Source organism: Citrobacter sp. Marseille-Q5395 (assembly GCF_947057495.1).
GTDB lineage: Bacteria > Pseudomonadota > Gammaproteobacteria > Enterobacterales > Enterobacteriaceae > Citrobacter > Citrobacter murliniae.
Window position 1 is genome coordinate 368,311 of record NZ_CAMSEL010000001.1, and the last position, 21,539, is coordinate 389,849.

A 21,539-nucleotide genomic window follows, 5' to 3' on the forward strand; every position below is an offset into this window, starting at 1 on the left:
ACATCATGTTTGATTTTGCTTCTTACCATCGCGCGACCACGATTGCCGATGCTATCAACCTGCTGACCAACAATCCGCAGACAAAACTGCTCGCGGGTGGTACAGATGTGCTTATTCAGCTCCACCACCACAATAGCCGTTATCGCCATATTGTTGATATCCACAATATGGAAGAACTGCGGGGAATTACGCTGACAGAAGATGGCGGACTGCGAATTGGCTCTGCGACAACATTCACACAGTTAATTGAAGATCCGTTAACCCAACGCCATCTCCCTGCCCTGTGTGCCGCAGCTTCATCCATCGCTGGTCCGCAAATCCGTAATGTCGCCACCTATGGCGGTAATATTTGCAACGGCGCAACCAGCGCAGACTCTGCCACACCGACGCTCATTTATGATGCCAAACTGGAGATCCATTCATCGCGCGGGGTACGTTTCGTCCCCATAAATGGCTTTCATACCGGGCCAGGTAAGGTTTCCCTTGAGCATGATGAAATCCTGGTCGCTTTTCATTTTCCTCCACAGCCGAGAGCATATGCTGGTAGCGCGCATTTTAAGTATGCCATGCGTGATGCGATGGATATTTCAACGATCGGTTGTGCCGCCCATTGTCGGCTGGATAACGGCAACTTCAGTGAGTTGCGTCTGGCGTTTGGGGTTGCAGCCCCTACGCCGATCCGCTGCCAGCATGCCGAACAGACTGCGCAAAATGCGCCATTAAACCCGCAAACGCTTGAAGCTATCAGCGAATCCGTCCTGCAAGATGTTGCCCCACGTTCTTCCTGGCGTGCGAGTAAAGAGTTTCGTCTACATCTCATTCAGACGATGACCAAAAAAGTGATTAGCGAAGCCGTCGCCGCGGCGGGGGGAAAATTGTAATGAATTACAGCGAAACGATTACCATTGAATGCATTATTAACGGCATGCCTTTTCAGCTTCACGCAGCGCCGGGCATGCCGCTTTCTGAACTGCTCCGCGAACAAGGGCTGCTTAGTGTCAAACAAGGGTGCTGCGTTGGTGAATGCGGTGCTTGTACAGTAATAGTTGACGGAACGGCAGTCGACAGTTGTTTATTTCTGGCCGCATGGGCTGAAGGTAAAGAGATCCGCACGCTGGAAGGCGAAGCAAAAGGCGGCAAACTTTCGCGAGTTCAACAAGCTTATGCGAAATCAGGCGCGGTGCAATGCGGGTTTTGTACGCCGGGGCTTATTATGGCCACTACAGCAATGCTGGCTAAACCACGCGAAAAACCGTTAACCATTACGGAAATTCGTCGCGGTCTGGCGGGTAACCTCTGTCGCTGTACCGGATATCAGATGATTGTAAATACAGTACTGGATTGCGAGGAAACGAAATAAAACAATCTCCGGCCTGAATTCAGGTCGGATTTTTTACAATTACGTATCCAACAACTCATATTTTTTAATTTTGCGATAGAGCGTGGCAATTCCAATACCCAGCTCATCAGCGACTTGCTTCTTGCTGTTATGACGAGAGAGCGCATCGCGGATCATCTGTTTTTCCATCTCCTCCAGCGCCGTACCGCCAGCATCATCCAGAGCCAGATGCCCCTCGCTGGCTTCAGTCACTACACTTTGTTCCATCGTGGCATTATTTAGCAGATTTGGCGGCAGAAGCGTGTTGTCGATAACTTCACCAGAAGGAACAACGTTAACCAGATACTCCATCAAATTGCTTAACTCACGTAGATTTCCCGGCCAACGATGCTTACGCAATAATTCAACAACATCAGGAGCAATGCCAGGATAAACCGATCCCAGGCGACGCGTATGCAGATGTAAAAAGTAATGGACCAGCAGTTCAATATCTTCCTGACGTTCGCGCAGCGGCGGTAAAGTTAACGGAATGACATTCAAGCGATAGAACAGGTCTTCGCGGAATTTACCTTCGGTAATAAACTGGGCCAAATTCTGGTTAGTTGCAGAAATGATACGAATATCGACTTGTATTGGACTACTGGCACCAATAGGTAGGATCTCGCGTGCCTCAATAGCCCGCAGCAATTTTGCTTGCAGCATTAACGGCATATCACCAATTTCATCAAGAAATAGCGTGCCCGTGTTTGCCGCCTGAATCAACCCTGTTTTGCCATTGGCTGAAGCGCCAGTAAATGCGCCTTTGACATAACCAAATAATTCACTTTCCAGCAATTGCTCCGGAATCGCCGCACAGTTAATCGCGATAAACGGTTTGTTACGCCGTCCACTCAATTTATGGATAGCACGAGCCACCACTTCTTTCCCGGTCCCACTTTCACCAACGACCATAATGCTGGATGGGCTGGGTGCGATGCGGCTAATGAGTCGTTTTAATTGCCGCATAACCCGACACTCACCCACCAGTTGCTCAATATGCGGCTCGTCTGTGGTGTTTGCTACGGAAAAACTGGTATGGGACTGGTGAAATGCCATTAAAAATAGCTGTCGCCCCTGAATGTTATGTAACTGACCAATAATCAATTCACTTTTATCATCCCACGAGACAATATGTTGCATATGACCATGGGTAAAATTGCTCTCATATGTTAATGGCCTAAAACGAATAGATTTCCCTATTATATTATTTTGAACAACACCGAGAGTTTTTAACACCGTCTGGTTAGCAAACTGAACATGGTTTTCTTCATCTATAACTAATACACCCTGATCCATATTATCAATCATGGTAGCGAATATTTTACTGATGCTATCTCCCGGCCCTTGATCCTCCAGAAGTTTCGAGACAAAAATAGTCGATATATGGCGAACATAATCGGAAAACTCGCGTAAATTATCACTGATATGTTCTTGTTGCTCATGGGTCACAGCAATCAAACTTATCACACCGACACAACGATCTTGCAGAATGACGGGCGTGCCGAGAAATGCTTTTTCGCGACAACTTTCTTTGCTGTCACAGCCTTCACACAGAGGATCGAAACGGGACTGTGTCACGACCTTTTCAGTTTTGGTTTCGAGGACATAACGGAGCAACCGGGAGTTGCTGCTCAACTGGCGGCCAAGAAATTTCCCATACGCGCCAGTTCCCGCGACGCGACACAAGTTTTCATCAACGATCTCAACCTCAAGTTGCAAAACGCTGGCAAGCATTCTGGCAAAACGCTGAATTGTTGGTTGAATTTGCATCAATACTGACTGCGTAGTAGCAAGCTCCATAACCTTACCTTCCAGAATCGCTTATAGGTTGATCGTTGAAGACGTTGATGATTCACGGATCATGATGATATTAACTCAGGCAAATTTTGCTTTGATAAGAACATAAGATTTTTATCACTTTCTAATGAAATTATGGAAGAGATATCACATTTCTATATCAATATGAGAATTACATGGGTGAATTTATCAAACTGACGAGGGATAAACTGTTCCGTTATCTTATTCCTGATAATTAGCAGTAAATAAATAACGCCACAAAAAAGCCAAACGTTTTCGTATATTCTGAACATTCAGCAACAGTCCCCAATTCGTGATCCAATCCACATATTACCCGTCAAATTAGCATTTCACTCCCTGTTAGATAATTCTGGCATGTTTATTGTTAGTCCCAGGTATAGCTGTGAAAACACCAACCATTTGGCACGTCACAGTGAAATAAACCACTTTGCCTGTCATTCCACTACCGGGATTTTATGATGAAAACTGTTATTGAGCTGATAAAGGATATCAATTCGCTGACCTCTCACCTGCACGAGAAAGATTTTTTGTTGACGTGGGAACAGACACCCGACGAATTGAAACAAGTACTGGACGTTGCTGCAGCGTTAAAAGCATTACGTGCTGAAAACATCTCGACCAAAGTCTTTAATAGTGGATTAGGTATTTCCGTATTCCGCGACAACTCCACCCGTACTCGCTTCTCTTATGCTTCCGCGCTTAACCTGCTCGGCCTTGCGCAGCAAGATCTCGACGAAGGTAAATCACAAATTGCCCACGGCGAAACCGTTCGCGAAACCGCCAATATGATCTCTTTCTGCGCCGATGCTATCGGTATTCGTGACGATATGTATCTGGGTGCGGGTAACGCCTATATGCGTGAAGTTGGCGCTGCACTCGACGATGGCTATAAGCAAGGCGTACTGCCGCAACGTCCGGCATTAGTTAACCTGCAATGTGATATCGACCACCCAACCCAGTCTATGGCTGACCTGGCATGGTTGCGTGAACACTTTGGTTCACTGGAAAACCTGAAAGGTAAAAAAATCGCCATGACCTGGGCGTATTCCCCAAGCTACGGCAAACCACTCTCTGTACCACAGGGCATCATAGGTCTGATGACCCGTTTCGGTATGGATGTCACCCTGGCACATCCAGAAGGTTACGACCTGATCCCAGATGTGGTTGAAGTGGCTAAAAACAATGCTAAAGCGTCTGGCGGTAGCTTCCGTCAGGTAACCAGCATGGAAGAGGCATTCAAAGACGCGGATATCGTATATCCGAAGTCATGGGCGCCTTACAAAGTGATGGAACAGCGAACTGAACTGCTGCGCGCTAACGATCATGAAGGTCTGAAAGCCCTGGAAAAACAGTGTCTGGCACAGAACGCACACCACAAAGACTGGCATTGTACCGAAGAGATGATGGAACTCACTCGCGACGGTGAAGCCCTGTATATGCACTGTCTGCCGGCTGATATCAGCGGCGTATCCTGCAAAGAAGGTGAAGTGACTGAAGGCGTATTCGAAAAATACCGTATCGCGACCTACAAAGAAGCCAGTTGGAAGCCTTATATCATCGCCGCGATGATCCTTTCACGTAAATATTCAAAACCTGGCGCACTGCTCGAACAACTGCTGAAAGAAGCGCAAGAACGCGTGAAATAACCCCTCGAGCCGATCGACAGGTCGGCACTCTATTTCCAGAGGCCAAAGGATAGGATATGTCCGTTTTCTCATTGAAGATTGATATCGCCGATAACAACTTTTTCAACGGCGAAACATCATCGCTCTTTTCGCAAAGCCAGGCAAAACTGGCGCGCCAGTTCCACCAAAAAATCGCTGGCTATCGCCCAACACCACTTTGTGCACTGGACGATCTGGCAAACCTTTTTGGCGTGAAGAAAATTCTCGTTAAGGATGAATCAAAACGATTCGGTCTGAATGCATTCAAAATGCTCGGCGGCGCCTATGCCATCGCTCAGTTACTGTGCGAAAAATATCATCTTGATATCGAAACACTGTCATTTGAGCATCTGAAAAATGCCATTGGCGAAAAAATGACATTCGCTACGACTACCGACGGCAACCACGGGCGCGGTGTGGCATGGGCTGCCCAGCAACTCGGCCAACATGCGGTGATTTATATGCCGAAAGGTTCTGCTCAGGAGCGTGTGGATGCCATTCTGAACCTCGGCGCCGAATGCATCGTCACCGACATGAACTATGACGACACCGTTCGGCTGACCATGCAGCACGCTCAGCAACGTGGCTGGGAAGTGGTACAGGATACCGCCTGGGAAGGCTACACAAAAATCCCAACCTGGATCATGCAGGGCTACGCCACGCTGGCGGATGAAGCCGTTGAGCAAATGCGCGACATGGGCGTAACACCGACGCACGTTCTGTTGCAAGCTGGCGTTGGCGCGATGGCTGGCGGCGTGCTGGGTTATCTGGTGGATGTCTATAGCCCACAAAATCTGCACAGCATCATTGTTGAGCCTGATAAAGCTGACTGTATTTATCGCTCTGGCGTCAAAGGCAACATCGTCAACGTTGGCGGCGATATGGCCACTATCATGGCTGGCCTGGCCTGCGGCGAACCTAACCCACTGGGTTGGGAAATCTTACGTAATTGCGCGACCCAATTCATCTCCTGCCAGGACAGCGTTGCCGCATTAGGTATGCGCGTGCTGGGTAACCCATACGGCAACGATCCGCGCATCATCTCCGGTGAATCTGGTGCTGTCGGTTTGGGTGTTCTCGCGGCTGTTCATTATCACCCGCAACGTCAAAGCCTGATGGAAAAACTGGCGCTAAACAAAGATGCCATCGTGCTGGTGATCAGCACTGAAGGCGACACCGACGTGAAGCACTACCGCGAAGTTGTCTGGGAAGGCAAACACGCTGTAGCACCTTGATCCCCCTATTGGAACAACTCCCTGCCAAACAGGGAGTAAAAAATCTGGAGAAAATAATGGCTAAGAATATTCCATTCAAACTGATTCTTGAAAAAGCAAAAGATTATCAGGCAGACATGACTCGCTTCCTGCGCGATATGGTTGCGATTCCCAGCGAAAGCTGCGACGAAAAACGCGTTGTGCATCGTATTAAAGAAGAGATGGAAAAAGTCGGTTTCGATAAGGTTGAAATCGACCCGATGGGTAATATTCTCGGTTATATCGGCCATGGTCCGCGCCTGGTTGCTATGGATGCTCATATCGATACCGTGGGTATTGGTAATATCAAAAACTGGGAATTCGACCCATACAAAGGCATGGAAACCGATGAACTGATTGGCGGTCGTGGTACTTCCGACCAGGAAGGCGGCATGGCATCAATGGTTTATGCCGGTAAGATCATCAAAGACCTGGGTCTGGAAGATGAATACACTCTGCTGGTAACCGGTACTGTACAGGAAGAAGACTGCGACGGGCTGTGCTGGCAGTACATTATTGAACAATCCGGCATTCGCCCGGAATTTGTGGTCAGTACTGAACCGACCGATTGCCAGGTATACCGTGGTCAGCGCGGTCGTATGGAAATTCGCATTGATGTACAGGGTGTTAGCTGCCATGGTTCTGCGCCAGAACGCGGTGATAACGCCATCTTCAAAATGGGTCCGATTCTTAGCGAATTACAAGATCTGTCTCAACGTCTGGGCTATGACGAATTCCTCGGCAAAGGCACCTTGACCGTTTCTGAAATTTTCTTCACCTCCCCAAGCCGTTGCGCTGTTGCAGACAGCTGTGCCGTTTCCATTGACCGTCGCCTGACCTGGGGAGAAACCTGGGAAGGCGCACTGGACGAAATCCGCGCCCTGCCAGCTGTACAGAAAGCGAATGCTGTCGTTTCTATGTACAACTACGACCGTCCGTCCTGGACTGGCCTGGTTTACCCAACTGAATGCTACTTCCCGACCTGGAAAGTGGAAGAAGATCACTTCACCGTTAAAACGCTGGTTAATGCCTACGAAGGCCTGTTTGGTAAAGCGCCGGTCGTTGATAAGTGGACCTTCTCTACTAACGGCGTATCCATCATGGGTCGCCACGGCATTCCGGTCATCGGCTTTGGCCCGGGTAAAGAACCTGAAGCCCATGCGCCAAACGAAAAAACCTGGAAAGCTCACCTGGTGACCTGCGCCGCCATGTACGCCGCAATCCCATTAAGCTGGCTGGCAACAGAATAATTACTCTTCACCTAATTCCCTCCGGTTCGCCGGAGGGTTTCTGGAGTTTGCTATGCGCGTATTGATTAAAAACGGCACTGTCGTTAACGCAGATGGACAAGCAAAACAGGATTTGCTGATTGAAAACGGTATTGTTCGCCAGTTGGGTCGCGATATTTCGCCGCAGCTCCCATGTGAAGTAATTGATGCCACTGGATGTTACATCCTCCCTGGCGGCGTGGATGTTCACACGCATTTCAATATTGATGTCGGCATCGCGCGCAGTTGTGATGATTTTTTTACCGGTACCCGCGCAGCCGCGTGTGGCGGTACAACAACCATTATTGACCATATGGGATTTGGCCCGAGTGGCTGCCGGTTACGTCATCAACTGGAAGTGTATCGCGGTTATGCCGCCCATAAAGCAGTCATCGACTACAGCTTTCATGGTGTTATCCAGCATATCAATCATGCCATCCTCGACGAAATCCCGATGATGGTTGAGGAAGGGCTCAGTAGTTTTAAACTCTATCTAACCTATCAATACAAACTCAACGATGATGAAGTTTTGCAAGCGTTACGCCGTCTGCATCAGTCTGGCGCACTGACTACTGTACACCCAGAAAATGACGCCGCTATTGCCAGTAAGCGTGCCGAGTTTATCGCCGCTGGGTTAACTGCGCCGCGCTATCACGCGATGAGTCGCCCTCTGGAATGCGAAGCGGAGGCCATAGCCCGTATGATTAACCTGGCGCAGCTTGCCGGTAACGCCCCGTTATATATCGTCCACTTGTCTAACGGCTTAGGCCTGGATTATTTACGTCTTGCCCGCGCAAATCACCAGCCAGTCTGGGTGGAAACCTGCCCGCAATATCTTCTGCTGGACGAGCGCAGTTATGATGCAGAAGACGGCATGAAATTTATTCTTAGTCCGCCGCTGCGCAACGTTCGTGAGCAGGACAAACTGTGGTGTGGCATCAACGATGGCGCGATTGACGTGGTCGCTACCGATCACTGCACCTTCTCAATGGCTCAGCGCCAGCAGATTTCAAAAGGCGATTTCAGCCGTTGCCCAAATGGCTTACCCGGCGTGGAAAATCGCATGCAGTTACTGTTCTCCAGCGGCGTAATGAGCGGGCGTATTTCACCGGAGCGTTTTGTCGAATTAACCAGCGCGATGCCTTCACGACTGTTTGGTCTGTGGCCACAAAAAGGGTTACTGGCACCCGGTTCAGATGGCGACGTGGTGATTATCGACCCCAATAAACGCCAGCAAATTCACCATCGTCATCTTCATGACAACGCCGACTACTCTCCCTGGGAAGGATTTACCTGCCAGGGCGCAATTATCAGAACCCTATCCCGTGGTGAAACGATTTTCTGTGACGGCACCTTTACAGGCAAAGCCGGACGGGGACGTTTCCTGCGACGCAAACCGTTTGTCCCTCCCGTGTTCTAACCACTGCCAGGGATCTATACACAATCAAGAATGATGAGTGAGGAAAAATGAGTAAGAAAATTGTTCTCGCCCTGGGCGGGAATGCGCTGGGCGACGATCTGGCCGGGCAAATGAAAGCGGTCAAAATTACGTCTCAGGCAATTGTTGATTTAATTGCCCAGGGGCATGAAGTTATAGTCACTCATGGTAACGGGCCGCAGGTGGGCATGATTAACCAGGCCTTCGAAGCCGCAGCTAAAACTGAAGTGCATTCACCAATGCTGCCGATGTCTGTCTGTGTCGCCTTAAGTCAGGGATATATTGGTTACGACCTGCAAAACGCCCTGCGCGAAGAACTGCTCTCCCGAGGCATTCATAAACCCGTTGCGACTCTGGTCACGCAGGTCGAAGTCGACGCCAACGATCCGGCTTTTCTTAACCCGACTAAACCGATCGGTTCGTTCTTTACCGAGCGGGAAGCAGAACGACTGACAAAACAAGGCTACACTCTGAAAGAAGACGCAGGTCGCGGCTATCGTCGTGTAGTTGCCTCACCTAAACCGATTGATATTATTGAAAAAGAGACGGTGAAAGCACTGGTAGACGCCGGCCAGGTAGTGATTACCGTTGGTGGTGGCGGTATTCCTGTCATTCGTGAAGGTAACCATCTGCGCGGCGCCAGCGCCGTTATCGACAAAGACTGGGCAAGTGCACGTCTGGCAGAAATGATTGATGCAGATATGTTGATAATCCTTACCGCAGTCGAAAAAGTGGCGATTAACTTTGGTAAAGAAAATGAACGGTGGCTGGACCGTCTGTCATTGAGCGATGCTGAACGCTTTATTGAAGAAGGACATTTCGCGAAAGGTTCCATGCTACCTAAAGTGGAGGCCGCCGCGTCATTTGCTCGCTCACGTGCGGGTCGCGAAGCACTGATTACCGTGTTGAGTAAAGCGAAAGAAGGAATTGAAGGTAAAACCGGAACGGTGATTTGTCAGTAATTCAAAGGCCGGATGCGATGTCATCCGGCCAACTTGATTTAAGCAACTTCAAGCACTTCTTTCGTCGCTTTTACGCCCTGATGCATCAGCATCATCAACGCTTCCAACACTCCACCACCAATTGCTCTGGCTTTATCAGAAACACTGGTGAAATCAGCCGTTTTGCCACGAGGGTCGATATCACCGATTTTAAAACCACCGACCACAGCCAGTCCATCGTTCAGCAAGCCACGCACCATGCCCGTCAACGGCGCTTTAACTTCATGCTCGCCAATCCAGGCTATGACATCCCCCTCCTCCACCAAATCGCCTAATTTAACGTTCGAACGCATCATGCCCGCACCCGGAGCGCGAATAACCCGCCGGGTGGTATGTCCCATAATATTGCCAGGAACGCCGGTATTCTCCTGCGCACAACCAGAATAAATGACTTGCCCGAGCCAGTGTCCGCGATTTGTTTCAATCACCGCATGACAATCTACTCCTGCGGTAAAACCAGGCCCAAGTGCAATTGTCACTGGTGCCATATCAGCACGCATACCCAAATTCTGTTTCGCCAGAATGGCGTCCACCACGCAGAGCGGTTTAAGTTCATCGAGCTGCGCACAGGTGGGATCGACCATCACCGGAATAAACCCACGCTCAGTCAGCTTCGTTGCCTCCACAGAGCTGGAGACCAGCCGAGCAGTGACACCTTCAACCGTCATTTCGCCATCAAATACGGCCTGGGCAAACGCCACGCTGCAGCGAATCACCGTCGGTTTTTCCACTTCCAGCATGATCACTTTGAAACCCGCATGATACAGCCGCAGCGCCACCCCAGTGGCGATGTCTCCCGCCCCGCGAATCACCACTAATTGATGTCCGGAAGGATGTGAAGGTTTCATCATCAGCCCACCAGGCGCGTTATTTTTAACTTGTAAGATCTCTGCCAGCACGCTGATGGCGATCTCCTGCGGTGTTTCGGCACCGATGTTGTAGCCCACCGGCGCATGCAAACGGGCAATATGGTCTTCTGACACGCCTTTCTCACGCAACTGGCGCAGGAATAGTTGAACCTTACGGCGGCTTGCCAGTAATCCCAGCCATGCGACTGGCTGTTCAATGAATTTATCGAGAACTTCACGATCCTGATTATTGGTGGCAATAAGAACAAAATTATCAGGTCGAATTTCCAGCGCCTCCACCGCTGCGCCAAACGAATCTGCATGCAGTAATGTTGTTGATGGCGGGAAAAGTTCAGGATTCAGACTTTCACGATAAATATCGGCAACGGCGATATCAAACCCCAACAGAGCCGCACTCTGGGCAATGGCCCGGTTGACATGCCCCGCGCCGATTAATACCAGCCGTGGACGCATACCATGTACGCTAATAAATACTGACATTGCACCTCCGCAATCTGACCCGACAGCATCCGCTCCGTTACGGGCCATGCGTCCATGGAATAAACGCGGCTTACGTTCCTGCAATGCCTCCAGCGACTCTTCAATCACCTTACGCTCAACCATTCCTCCACCAATCGTACCGACGATGGAACCGTCTGCACGCACTAACATTTGTGCAGAATGGCGAGGTGTAGAGCCTCGGCTATCAACAATTTGCGCTATCACAAACGGACAATTTTGCTCTTCTAGTTTTGCAGCCTCTGTGAAAATATTCATACCAACCTCAATGGATATCCTTTCAGTTACCCGGAATGCCCGGGCTGCTATTTCACAAATCTGCGCGCGATTGCAGGATTTTCTTGTATATCGCCCAGCCAGATTGCCTCTACGTCATGTTGTTGCAGTGGCTTGAGTAGCTCACTTTGTACGATCACATTCTCACATTGAGAAAAACGGCTAATAAACCAGACTCTCCGACAACCTGAAGGCACGTTTTTAAACGCACCTTGCGGATGGCGAACCAGCGAAACGAGATCGCTAAATTGCAAGGTCGACCCCGGCGTCAGCCCGGTGATGTTGGCAAACTGCGGCCAGCGATGGATATTTTCTGCGTCAATTATCGTGCCCAGTAAATGCCCACTCATCACAGCAATCACGCAACAACTGCTTTGTGGTATGCAAGGTTCGTGCTCATCCGGCGCTTTTAACGGCAATCCACGCGAGCCATCTGCCTCAACGAGAATCACATCACATTCCGGACGTTGCGCCAGCGCATCAATGACGTCTGGTGCAAACCCCTGGGCTTTCCCTGACTGCGCTTTCCAGCGGTTAAAACAAAATGAAACAGGCGACGTGAGAGACACATGAGGAAGCATTACGGGCTCGCGGCAGAAAATCACAGGCCAGCAGGAATCGGGCAAAAACATATGTGTGGTCGTAGTGATTAAAACGCGCCTGCCGCTGGACTGAAATAACTGCGCCAGCCAAAAAATCAGGCTGGTTTTTCCCCCTGCACCAACAACAGAAATGACTGCGGGGTGTTTCTTTGCGCCTAAATCAAGGAATAACATTGCCGGGTCAATTATACTTTTCACGAGCCTTCTGGGACCTCTCTGAGGTAAATTAGCCCCATCACTTTATTTGTAGGAAAGTGACACAATTTTCAGGTATGACTTGCCAATAAATAATGGAAACTCTATGTCAGCCATCGACTGTATAATTACCGCTGCCGGATTATCATCAAGAATGGGGCAATGGAAAATGATGTTACCCTGGCAACAAGGAACAATTCTTGATGCAAGTATCAAAAATGCGTTGCAGTTTTGTAGTCGAATTATTTTAGTAACCGGTTATCGTGCTGATAAACTGCATAATCGCTACGTAAACAATGCCAATATCACTATTATTTATAACCCTGATTATGCGCTGGGCTTGCTGACCTCGGTGAAAGCCGCAGCCCCCTCGGTTGAAACAGCGCATTGTTTTATCACCCATGGCGACATGCCCAATCTGAACACCGATATTTTCCGAAAAATCTGGGCATTACGTAACAATGGCGCAATACTCCCTCAGCACAACGGCATACCTGGACATCCGATTTTAATGTCGAAATCGTGCCTGATGCAGGCGGTCCAGCGACCTAATGTTAGCAATATGCGTCAAGCATTGCTGATGGGTGAACACTATTTCGTCGAAATGGAAAATGAAGAAATAATTTTAGATATTGATACTCCCGAAGATTTTATTAATGCACAAAAAAGCATGCTTAAATTTAGAAAACCCAGTTAAACGATTGCGTTCAAATATTTAACCCACTCACTATGCCTTTATCATAATGATAAGGAATCACTGTTTTTGAGAAACGAGAAAAGGTGATAAAAACCCTGGTAATAATAAACCTCAGGAGTGATTTTAATTCTCATTTGGCTACTGTGAGATAATTCACAAAAAGCGTTTAACTTTCGAATCGCCTCACATTTTTTTATATTACCAGGCAAAGTTGGCAAGAGTGGTGCGATTGTTGCTCTATCCCTCTAAACCACCGGATTTCTCAATACCGGTCACTCAATGATATCTGTGTAAGCTAAGGAGAGGGTTATGGGGGATATTATGCGTCCCATTCCGTTTGAGGAACTTTTGACGCGCATATTTGATGAATACCAACAACAACGCTCTATCTTTGGTATTCCTGAGCAGCAGTTTTACTCACCCGTAGAAGGTAAATCTGTCAACGTATTCGGTGAAACCTGTGCTACCCCCGTCGGCCCTGCCGCTGGCCCGCACACGCAACTCGCACAAAATATCGTCACCTCATGGCTGACCGGCGGACGATTCATCGAACTAAAAACGGTACAAATTCTTGACCGTCTGGAGCTAGAAAAACCCTGTATCGACGCAGAAGACGAGTGTTTTAACACCGAATGGTCTACCGAATTCACTCTGCTTAAAGCATGGGATGAATACCTTAAAGCCTGGTTTGCCTTGCATCTGCTTGAAGCCATGTTCCAACCTTCCAACTCCGGTAAATCGTTCATCTTTAATATGAGCGTCGGTTACAACCTCGACGGTATTAAACAACCACCAATGCAGCAATTCATCGACAATATGATGGACGCATCTGCACATCCGAAATTCACCCAATACCGCGATACGCTTAATAAACTGCTCCTGGATGACGCGTTTTTAGCCCGCCACGGTTTGCAGGGTAAACGCGCGCAGTTACAGGCACTACCGGCACGTATCCCTACCAGCATGGTGCAAGGCGTAACCCTCTCCACTATGCACGGCTGCCCTCCACATGAAATCGAAGCCATTTGCCGCTACATGTTGGAAGAAAAAGAGCTGAACACTTTCGTGAAACTTAACCCGACTTTGTTGGGCTACACACGGGTACGTGAAATTCTTGATGGCTGCGGGTTCGATTACATCGGCTTAAAAGAAGAGTCTTTTGATCATGATCTGAAGCTGACACAGGCGCTGGAGATGCTGCAACGCCTGATGGCGCTGGCTAAAGAGAAATCGCTCAGCTTTGGCGTCAAACTGACTAACACTCTCGGCACTATCAACAACAAAGGCGCCCTGCCTGGTGAAGAGATGTATATGTCCGGGCGTGCGCTGTTCCCGCTCTCTATCAATGTTGCAGCAGTTCTGTCCCGCGCCTTTGATGGCAGACTGCCTATCTCTTATTCCGGCGGCGCCAGCCAACTGACTATCCGCGATATTTTCGATACTGGTATTCGCCCGATCACCATGGCAACTGACCTGTTGAAACCCGGCGGCTATCTGCGTTTAAGCGCCTGCATGCGTGAACTGGAAGCGTCAGATGCCTGGGGTCTCGACCACGTTGATGTTGAACGGCTGAACAAGCTGGCGGCAGACGCGTTAACCATGGAGTACACCCAGAAACACTGGAAGCCCGAAGAGCGTATTGAAGTGTCGGAAGATCTGCCGCTGACCGACTGCTACGTTGCACCATGTGTCACCGCTTGCGCCATCCAACAGGATATCCCTGAATATATTCGCCTGCTGGGCGAGCACCGCTATGCCGACGCGCTGGAACTTATCTATCAGCGCAACGCCCTGCCCGCCATTACCGGTCACATTTGCGATCATCAATGCCAGTACAATTGTACCCGCCTGGACTACGACAGTGCGCTGAATATCCGCGAACTGAAAAAAGTCGCGCTGGAAAAAGGCTGGGATGAGTATAAACAGCGCTGGCACAAACCAGCGGGTTCCGGTTCACGCCACCCAGTCGCCGTGATTGGCGCGGGCCCGGCGGGTCTGGCGGCAGGTTACTTCCTTGCCAGAGCCGGTCATCCGGTCACGCTATTTGAACGCGAAGCCAATGCGGGCGGCGTGGTGAAAAATATCATTCCCCAGTTCCGTATTCCGGCGGAGTTAATTCAGCACGATATCGATTTTGTCGCTGACCATGGGGTGAAATTTGAGTATGGCTGTTCATCGACTTTAACCGTCGAACAATTAAAAAATCAGGGCTTCCATTACATTCTGATCGCTACCGGCACCGATAAAAACAGCGGTGTAAAACTGGCGGGCGACAATCAACATGTCTGGAAATCTCTCCCCTTCCTGCGCGAATACAACAAAGGTGCAGCGCTCCACCTGGGCAAGCATGTGGTGATTGTCGGAGCCGGTAACACCGCGATGGACTGCGCGCGCGCCGCATTACGCGTACCTGGCGTCGAAAAAGCGACCGTCATTTACCGTCGTTCACTGCAAGAGATGCCAGCGTGGCGTGAAGAGTATGAAGAAGCACTGCACGATGGTGTAGAGTTCCGTTTCCTGAACAACCCGGAACGTTTTGATGCCGACGGTACCTTAACACTGCGCGTCATGTCGCTTGGTGAACCTGATGAGAAAGGTCGTCGCCGTCCGGTTGAAACCAGCGAAACAGTGACGCTGCATGTAGACAGCCTGATTACCGCCATTGGCGAACAGCAGGACACTGAAACCTTGAATGCTATGGGCGTACCACTGGACAAAAACGGCTGGCCAGATGTCGATCACAACGGTGAAACTCGCCTCGCTGACGTCTTTATGATTGGTGACGTTCAACGCGGGCCGTCCTCTATTGTCGCAGCGGTTGGAACCGCACGTCGGGCAACGGATGCCATCCTTAGCCGGGAAAACATCCGTTCACACCAGAGCGATAAATACTGGAACAACGCCAACCCTGCGGAAATCTATCTACGCAAAGGCGATATCTCTATCTCCATGGTAAATAGCGACGACCGTGACGCATTTGTCGCTCAGGAAGCCGCACGCTGCCTTGAATGTAACTATGTTTGCAGCAAGTGCGTCGATGTCTGCCCGAACCGCGCCAACGTCTCTATTCCGGTTCCAGGATTCCAGAACCGTTTCCAGACGCTCCACCTCGATGCCTACTGCAACGAATGTGGTAACTGTGCCCAATTCTGCCCATGGAATGGCAGACCATACAAAGACAAAATCACCGTCTTTAGCCTGTCGCAGGATTTTGATAACAGCAGCAACCCTGGCTTCCTGGTGGAAAATGACCGGGTGCGCGTACGTCTGAATAACCAAAGCTGGAATCTGAACATCGACAGCGAAGGGCTGTTTAACAACGTGCCACCGGAGCTAAACAATATGTGCCGCATTATCAGCCATATCCACCAGCATCATCATTATCTGCTGGGCCACGTGGAGGTGTAATCATGTTGATTCTGAAGAATGTCACCGCAGTTCAGCTACACCCGGCAAAAGTACAGGAAGGCGTCGATATCGCCATCGAAAATGATGTCATCATCGCTATCGGCGACACCCTGACGCAACGCTATCCTGACGCCCGCTACAAAGAGATGCATGGTCGAATTGTGATGCCAGGCATTGTCTGCTCGCATAACCATTTTTACTCGGGTTTGTCCCGAGGAATTATGGCGAATATCGCCCCCTGTCCGGATTTCATCTCGACGCTGAAAAATCTCTGGTGGCGGCTCGATCGCGCTCTTGATGAAGAGTCGCTCTATTACAGCGGGCTAATTTGTTCACTGGAGGCTATCAAGAGCGGATGTACCACGGTTATCGATCATCATGCTTCCCCTGCCTATATCGGAGGGTCGCTCTCTACACTGCGCAACGCATTTTTAAAAGTTGGTTTGCGTGCGATGACCTGTTTTGAAACCACCGATCGTAACAACGGCATCAAAGAGTTACAGGAAGGGGTAGAAGAAAACATCCGTTTCGCCCATCAGATTGACGACGCGAAGAAATCCGCAATGGAGCCGTATCTGGTGGAAGCACATATCGGCGCTCACGCACCATTTACTGTTCCAGATGCAGGTCTGGAAATGCTTCGCGAGGCGGTAAAAGCAACGGGACGTGGTTTACACATTCACGCAGCGGAAGATTTGTATGACGTCTCTCACAGCCACCACTGGCACGGCAAAGACCTGCTGGTACGCCTGGCGGACTACGATCTCATCAACAGTAAAACGCTGGTCGCTCATGGGTTGTATCTGTCGAAAGAGGATATCGATCGGCTTAATCAGCACGATGCGTTCCTGGTGCATAACGCCCGTTCTAACATGAACAACCATGTCGGCTATAACCATCACCTTAGCGATATCCGCAATCTTGCGTTGGGAACTGACGGCATCGGTTCAGACATGTTTGAAGAGATGAAATTCGCCTTCTTTAAACATCGTGACGCTGGTGGTTCGCTGTGGCCTGACAGTTTTGCCAAAGCCCTGGCTAACGGCAACGAACTGATTAGCCGCAACTTCAGCGCAAAATTTGGCCTTCTGGAGGTCGGTTATAAAGCCGATTTAACCATTTGCGATTACAACTCACCGACACCACTGCTGGCAGACAATATCGCCGGACATATCGCCTTCGGTATGGGTTCAGGCAGCGTTCACAGTGTGATGGTCAACGGCGTGATGGTTTATGAAGATCATCAGTTTAACTTCGACTGCGATTCCATTTATGCGCAAGCCAGAAAAGCTGCCGCCAGTATGTGGCGTCGGATGGATGCGCTGGCATAAATGACAGATCCCCTCTTCTTTCAGAGAAGAAGGGAAATTAAGGAAAGAAGATGATTGAACAATTTTTCAGACCCGACTCGGTAGAACAGGCGCTGGAACTAAAGCGCCGCTACCAGGATGAAGCTGTCTGGTTTGCCGGGGGCAGCAAACTTAACGCTACACCAACCCGGACGGATAAAAAAATTGCCATTTCTTTGCAGGATCTGGAACTGGGCTGGGTTGACTGGGATAACGGGGCACTGCGCATTGGCGCAATGTCGCGCTTACAGCCTCTGCGCGATGCACGCTACATTCCAGCGGCGCTGCGGGAAGCGCTCGGTTTTGTCTACTCCCGCCATGTCCGTAACCAGTCCACTATCGGTGGCGAAATCGCCGCCAGGCAGGAAGAGTCCGTGTTACTTCCGGTACTACTGGCGCTGGATGCTGAGTTGGTTTTTGGCAACGGCGAAACACTGTCGATTGAAAACTATCTTGCCGATCCACGCGACCGACTGCTGACTGAAATTATCATAAAAGATCCGTATCGCACTTGTGCTACTCGCAAAATTAGCCGTTCCCAGGCGGGGTTAACCGTGGTTACCGCAGCAGTTGCATTAACAGATCACGACGGTCTGCGGATCGCGCTGGATGGTGTCGCCAGTAAAACATTGCGCCTGCACGACGTAGAAAAACAAAATCTGGAAGGTCGCGCACTGGAGCAAGCCGTCGCCAGGGCGATTTTCCCCGTGGGGGATATTCGGGGTAGCGTCGCGTATAAACGCTATATCACGGGAGTTGTGGTAGCCGACCTGTATACCGACTGCCAACAGGCTGGGGAGGAAGCCGTATGATCATCCACTTGACTTTAAATGGCGCTTCCAGGGAACTAAAGGTTAATCCTGCTGAAAACGTACAAAAGCTGTTGTTTAACATGGGCATGCACTCTGTACGCAACAGTGATGATGGTTTCGGTTTCGCCGGTTCTGATGCGATTATTTATAACGGCAACATCGTCAACGCCTCCCTGCTTATCGCTGCTCAGTTAGATCAGGCAGAAATCCGCACCGCTGAATCCTTAGGCAAATGGAACGAATTAAGTCTGGTTCAGCAGGCAATGGTTGATGTCGGCGTAGTCCAGTCCGGTTATAACGATCCGGCAGCGTCTCTGATTATCAGCGATCTACTCGATCGTGTTGCAGCACCAACCCGCGAAGAGATCGACGACGCGCTTTCTGGCCTGTTCAGCCGCGACGCTGGCTGGCAGCAATATTATCAGGTCATTGAACTGGCGGTTGCGCGAAAAAATAATCCACAGGCGACGATTGATATCGCTCCGACTTTCCGCGACGACCTTGAGGTCATTGGTAAGCACTATCCGAAAACCGATGCCGCTAAAATGGTGCAGGCAAAACCCTGCTATGTTGAAGACCGCGTGACAGCTGACGCCTGCATCATCAAAATGTTACGCAGCCCTCACGCCCACGCGCTGATTACACATCTGGATGTCAGCAAAGCCGAAGCTATGCCAGGCGTCGTTCACGTTATTACTCACCTGAATTGCCCGGACATCTACTACACCCCGGGCGGTCAAAGCGCACCAGAACCTTCACCGCTCGACCGTCGCATGTTCGGCAAAAAAATGCGTCACGTTGGCGATCGCGTTGCCGCAGTTGTAGCCGAAAGCGAAGAGATTGCGCTGGCAGCACTGAAACTCATCGACGTTGAATATGACGTTCTCAAGCCGGTGATATCAATTGACGATGCGATGGCGGAAGATGCCCCAGTAGTACACGACGAACCGGTAATTTATGTCGCTGGCGCGCCAGATACGCTGGAAGAAGACAATAGCCATGCAGCCCAGCGTGGCGAGCATATGCTCATTAACTTCCCAATCGGTTCACGCCCACGCAAAAATATCGCGGCCAGCATTCATGGCCATATCGGCGATATGGACAAAGGTTTCGCCGATGCCGATGTGATCATTGAGCGAACCTATAACTCAACTCAGGCTCAGCAGTGCCCTACTGAAACTCATATCTGCTTTACCCGTATGGATGGCGATCGTCTGGTGATCCACGCCTCTACTCAGGTACCGTGGCACTTGCGCCGTCAGGTAGCGCGCCTCGTCGGTATGAAACAGCATAAGGTTCATGTCATTAAAGAGCGCGTTGGCGGCGGCTTTGGTTCCAAACAGGACATTCTGCTGGAAGAAGTATGCGCATGGGCAACTTGCGTGACCGGACGTCCGGTTCTGTTCCGCTACACCCGCGAAGAAGAGTTTATTGCCAACACCTCACGCCACGTAGCGAAAGTCACCGTTAAACTGGGGGCGAAAAAAGATGGTCGCCTGACGGCAGTGAAAATGGATTTCCGCGCCAATACAGGACCTTACGGAAACCATTCACTCACCGTACCGTGTAACGGACCGGCTCTGTCGTTGCCGTTATATCCGTGCGATAACGTCGATTTCCAGGTCACCACCTACTACAGCAACATTTGCCCAAACGGTGCTTATCAAGGTTACGGCGCGCCAAAAGGTAACTTCGCCATCACCATGGCGTTAGCAGAACTGGCGGAACAGTTGCAGATTGACCAACTGGAAATTATTGAGCGTAACCGGGTACACGAAGGGCAAGAACTGAAGATCCTCGGCGCTATCGGCGAAGGCAAAGCGCCAACCTCCGTCCCTTCTGCCGCCAGTTGCGCGTTGGAAGAGATCCTGCGACAGGGACGTGAGATGATCCAATGGTCTTCGCCGAAAGCGCAGGAAGGTGACTGGCGTGTGGGGCGAGGCGTCGCCATTATCATGCAGAAATCGGGGATACCAGATATCGATCAGGCTAACTGCATGATCAAACTGGAATCTGATGGCACGATTATTGTCCATTCAGGCGGTGCAGATATTGGCACCGGCCTGGATACCGTGGTGACAAAACTGGCGGCAGAAGTGCTACATTGCGCGCCACAGGACGTACATGTTATTTCTGGCGACACCGACCATGCGTTATTTGACAAAGGCGCATATGCCTCGTCCGGCACCTGTTTCTCCGGGAATGCAGCACGTATGGCGGCGGAAAATCTGCGCGAGAAAATCCTCCTCCACGGAGCCAACATGCTGGGTGAACCACTGGAAGATGTCCAACTGACCACTCCGGGCATCGTCCGCGGGAAGAAAGGAGAAGTCAGTTTCGGAGAAATCGCTCATCAAGGAGAAACCGGTACTGGTTTTGGTTCACTGGTGGGAACCGCCTGCTATATCACACCTGATTTTGCCTTTCCGTATGGGGCAAACTTTGCCGAAGTTGCCGTAAACACCCGTACGGGTGAAATCCGTCTGGATAAATTCTACGCTTTGCTGGACTGTGGCACACCGGTCAACCCAGAGTTAGCGCTGGGTCAGATCTACGGCGCCACCATGCGTGCTATCGGTCATAGCTTGAGTGAAGAAATCATTTACGACGCCGAGGGTCACCCATTGACACGCGATTTGCGAAGTTATGGTGCGCCAAAAATTGGCGACATTCCGCGTGATTTCCGCGCCGTTCTGGTACCAAGTGACGATAAAGTCGGCCCATTCGGTGCTAAATCGATCTCAGAAATTGGCGTAAATGGCGCAGCTCCGGCGATTGCAACTGCTATTCACGATGCCTGCGGCGTCTGGTTGCGCGAATGGCATTTCACTCCGGAGAAAATACTCACCGCACTGGAAAAAATATAAACCATAAATGGCCGCTCCGGCGGCCAGTTTCCCTGTTTTATAGATAACTAAATAGTGACTGCGAAAATGAGATAAGCCGTTCTCAAGGCGTCCTGCGCCCCAAATTCGTGGGAATATATTTTACTGATTCAGATGATCAAATTTAC

At 50.2% G+C, this 21,539-nt stretch carries 15 protein-coding genes; 12 read left to right on the top strand and 3 right to left on the bottom strand.

The window, feature by feature from the left end; genetic code table 11:
- Window positions 1-5: 5 nt before the first annotated feature.
- Window positions 6-881: a xanthine dehydrogenase FAD-binding subunit XdhB gene (gene xdhB / locus OH663_RS01675; protein WP_045447138.1), complete on the top strand. Its 876-nt coding sequence runs from the start codon at window positions 6-8 to the stop codon at window positions 879-881.
- The gene (gene xdhC, locus OH663_RS01680; RefSeq protein WP_045447167.1) at window positions 881-1,360 is read left to right on the top strand and encodes a xanthine dehydrogenase iron sulfur-binding subunit XdhC; all 480 of its coding nucleotides are present in this window, start codon (window positions 881-883) and stop codon (window positions 1,358-1,360) included. The genes xdhB and xdhC overlap by 1 nt, the downstream gene beginning before the upstream one ends.
- A 39-nt stretch (window positions 1,361-1,399) precedes the next feature.
- On the opposite strand, the gene OH663_RS01685 is transcribed toward xdhC, so the two are convergent.
- Complete coding sequence (locus OH663_RS01685; RefSeq protein WP_048220611.1) at window positions 1,400-3,178, bottom strand: sigma-54 interaction domain-containing protein; 1,779 nt, start codon at window positions 3,176-3,178, stop codon at window positions 1,400-1,402.
- Window positions 3,179-3,654: 476 nt separating this feature from the next.
- On the opposite strand from OH663_RS01685, the gene ygeW reads away from it, so the two are divergent.
- Genes ygeW through arcC form a run of 5 tightly spaced genes read left to right on the top strand, consistent with a single transcriptional unit; the run spans window position 3,655 to window position 9,781 of the window.
- Window positions 3,655-4,842, top strand: coding sequence for a knotted carbamoyltransferase YgeW (gene ygeW, locus OH663_RS01690; RefSeq protein ID WP_045447173.1), 1,188 nt, complete (start codon window positions 3,655-3,657; stop codon window positions 4,840-4,842).
- Between the two features lie 56 nt (window positions 4,843-4,898).
- The gene (dpaL, locus tag OH663_RS01695; RefSeq protein ID WP_045447176.1) at window positions 4,899-6,095 is read left to right on the top strand and encodes a diaminopropionate ammonia-lyase; all 1,197 of its coding nucleotides are present in this window, start codon (window positions 4,899-4,901) and stop codon (window positions 6,093-6,095) included.
- A 56-nt stretch (window positions 6,096-6,151) separates the two neighbouring features.
- Window positions 6,152-7,363 (top strand): YgeY family selenium metabolism-linked hydrolase, encoded by a 1,212-nt coding sequence (locus OH663_RS01700; RefSeq protein ID WP_048220609.1) that lies wholly within the window; start codon window positions 6,152-6,154, stop codon window positions 7,361-7,363.
- Window positions 7,364-7,415: 52 nt separating this feature from the next.
- Window positions 7,416-8,801 carry a D-phenylhydantoinase gene (hyuA, locus tag OH663_RS01705; RefSeq protein WP_200009951.1) on the top strand — a complete coding sequence of 462 codons (1,386 nt, stop codon included), beginning with the start codon at window positions 7,416-7,418 and terminating at the stop codon, window positions 8,799-8,801.
- Between the two features lie 47 nt (window positions 8,802-8,848).
- Window positions 8,849-9,781 carry a carbamate kinase gene (gene arcC / locus OH663_RS01710; RefSeq protein ID WP_200009952.1) on the top strand — a complete coding sequence of 311 codons (933 nt, stop codon included), beginning with the start codon at window positions 8,849-8,851 and terminating at the stop codon, window positions 9,779-9,781.
- Window positions 9,782-9,819: 38 nt separating this feature from the next.
- Here the strand turns inward: arcC and yqeB are convergent, their stop codons facing one another.
- Both yqeB and yqeC read right to left on the bottom strand, forming a co-directional pair.
- Window positions 9,820-11,445, bottom strand: coding sequence for a selenium-dependent molybdenum cofactor biosynthesis protein YqeB (gene yqeB / locus OH663_RS01715; RefSeq protein ID WP_200009953.1), 1,626 nt, complete (start codon window positions 11,443-11,445; stop codon window positions 9,820-9,822).
- Window positions 11,446-11,492: 47 nt separating this feature from the next.
- Complete coding sequence (gene yqeC / locus OH663_RS01720; RefSeq protein ID WP_200009954.1) at window positions 11,493-12,263, bottom strand: selenium cofactor biosynthesis protein YqeC; 771 nt, start codon at window positions 12,261-12,263, stop codon at window positions 11,493-11,495.
- 103 nt (window positions 12,264-12,366) lie between these two features.
- Here yqeC and mocA point away from each other — a divergent pair, with 103 nt between their 5' ends.
- The 5 genes from mocA to OH663_RS01745 all read left to right on the top strand — a co-directional run bounded on the left by mocA (window position 12,367) and on the right by OH663_RS01745 (window position 21,393).
- Window positions 12,367-12,957, top strand: coding sequence for a molybdenum cofactor cytidylyltransferase (mocA, locus tag OH663_RS01725; protein ID WP_200009955.1), 591 nt, complete (start codon window positions 12,367-12,369; stop codon window positions 12,955-12,957).
- Window positions 12,958-13,266: 309 nt separating this feature from the next.
- Window positions 13,267-16,365: a putative selenate reductase subunit YgfK gene (gene ygfK, locus OH663_RS01730; protein WP_200009956.1), complete on the top strand. Its 3,099-nt coding sequence runs from the start codon at window positions 13,267-13,269 to the stop codon at window positions 16,363-16,365.
- 2 nt (window positions 16,366-16,367) lie between these two features.
- Window positions 16,368-17,696, top strand: coding sequence for a putative aminohydrolase SsnA (ssnA, locus tag OH663_RS01735; RefSeq protein ID WP_048220603.1), 1,329 nt, complete (start codon window positions 16,368-16,370; stop codon window positions 17,694-17,696).
- Window positions 17,697-17,746: 50 nt separating this feature from the next.
- The gene (gene ygfM / locus OH663_RS01740; protein WP_045447207.1) at window positions 17,747-18,526 is read left to right on the top strand and encodes a molybdopterin-dependent oxidoreductase FAD-binding subunit; all 780 of its coding nucleotides are present in this window, start codon (window positions 17,747-17,749) and stop codon (window positions 18,524-18,526) included.
- On the top strand, window positions 18,523-21,393 hold the full coding sequence (locus OH663_RS01745) for a molybdopterin-dependent oxidoreductase Mo/Fe-S-binding subunit (RefSeq protein WP_200009957.1): 2,871 nt from the start codon (window positions 18,523-18,525) through the stop codon (window positions 21,391-21,393). The genes ygfM and OH663_RS01745 overlap by 4 nt, the downstream gene beginning before the upstream one ends.
- The last annotated feature ends 146 nt before the right edge of the window (window positions 21,394-21,539 follow it).

Bases quoted from the DNA above. Each gene is read 5' to 3' on its own strand.
- ygeW (WP_045447173.1), top strand. From the start codon at position 3,655: ATGAAAACTGTTATTGAGCTGATAAAGGATATCAATTCGCTGACCTCT.
- ygfM (WP_045447207.1), top strand. From the start codon at position 17,747: ATGATTGAACAATTTTTCAGACCCGACTCGGTAGAACAGGCGCTGGAA.
- xdhB (WP_045447138.1), top strand. From the start codon at position 6: ATGTTTGATTTTGCTTCTTACCATCGCGCGACCACGATTGCCGATGCT.
- ssnA (WP_048220603.1), top strand. From the start codon at position 16,368: ATGTTGATTCTGAAGAATGTCACCGCAGTTCAGCTACACCCGGCAAAA.
- OH663_RS01685 (WP_048220611.1), bottom strand. From the start codon at position 3,178: ATGGAGCTTGCTACTACGCAGTCAGTATTGATGCAAATTCAACCAACA.
- xdhC (WP_045447167.1), top strand. From the start codon at position 881: ATGAATTACAGCGAAACGATTACCATTGAATGCATTATTAACGGCATG.
- yqeB (WP_200009953.1), bottom strand. From the start codon at position 11,445: ATGAATATTTTCACAGAGGCTGCAAAACTAGAAGAGCAAAATTGTCCG.
- OH663_RS01745 (WP_200009957.1), top strand. From the start codon at position 18,523: ATGATCATCCACTTGACTTTAAATGGCGCTTCCAGGGAACTAAAGGTT.
- OH663_RS01700 (WP_048220609.1), top strand. From the start codon at position 6,152: ATGGCTAAGAATATTCCATTCAAACTGATTCTTGAAAAAGCAAAAGAT.
- ygfK (WP_200009956.1), top strand. From the start codon at position 13,267: ATGGGGGATATTATGCGTCCCATTCCGTTTGAGGAACTTTTGACGCGC.
- arcC (WP_200009952.1), top strand. From the start codon at position 8,849: ATGAGTAAGAAAATTGTTCTCGCCCTGGGCGGGAATGCGCTGGGCGAC.
- hyuA (WP_200009951.1), top strand. From the start codon at position 7,416: ATGCGCGTATTGATTAAAAACGGCACTGTCGTTAACGCAGATGGACAA.
- dpaL (WP_045447176.1), top strand. From the start codon at position 4,899: ATGTCCGTTTTCTCATTGAAGATTGATATCGCCGATAACAACTTTTTC.
- mocA (WP_200009955.1), top strand. From the start codon at position 12,367: ATGTCAGCCATCGACTGTATAATTACCGCTGCCGGATTATCATCAAGA.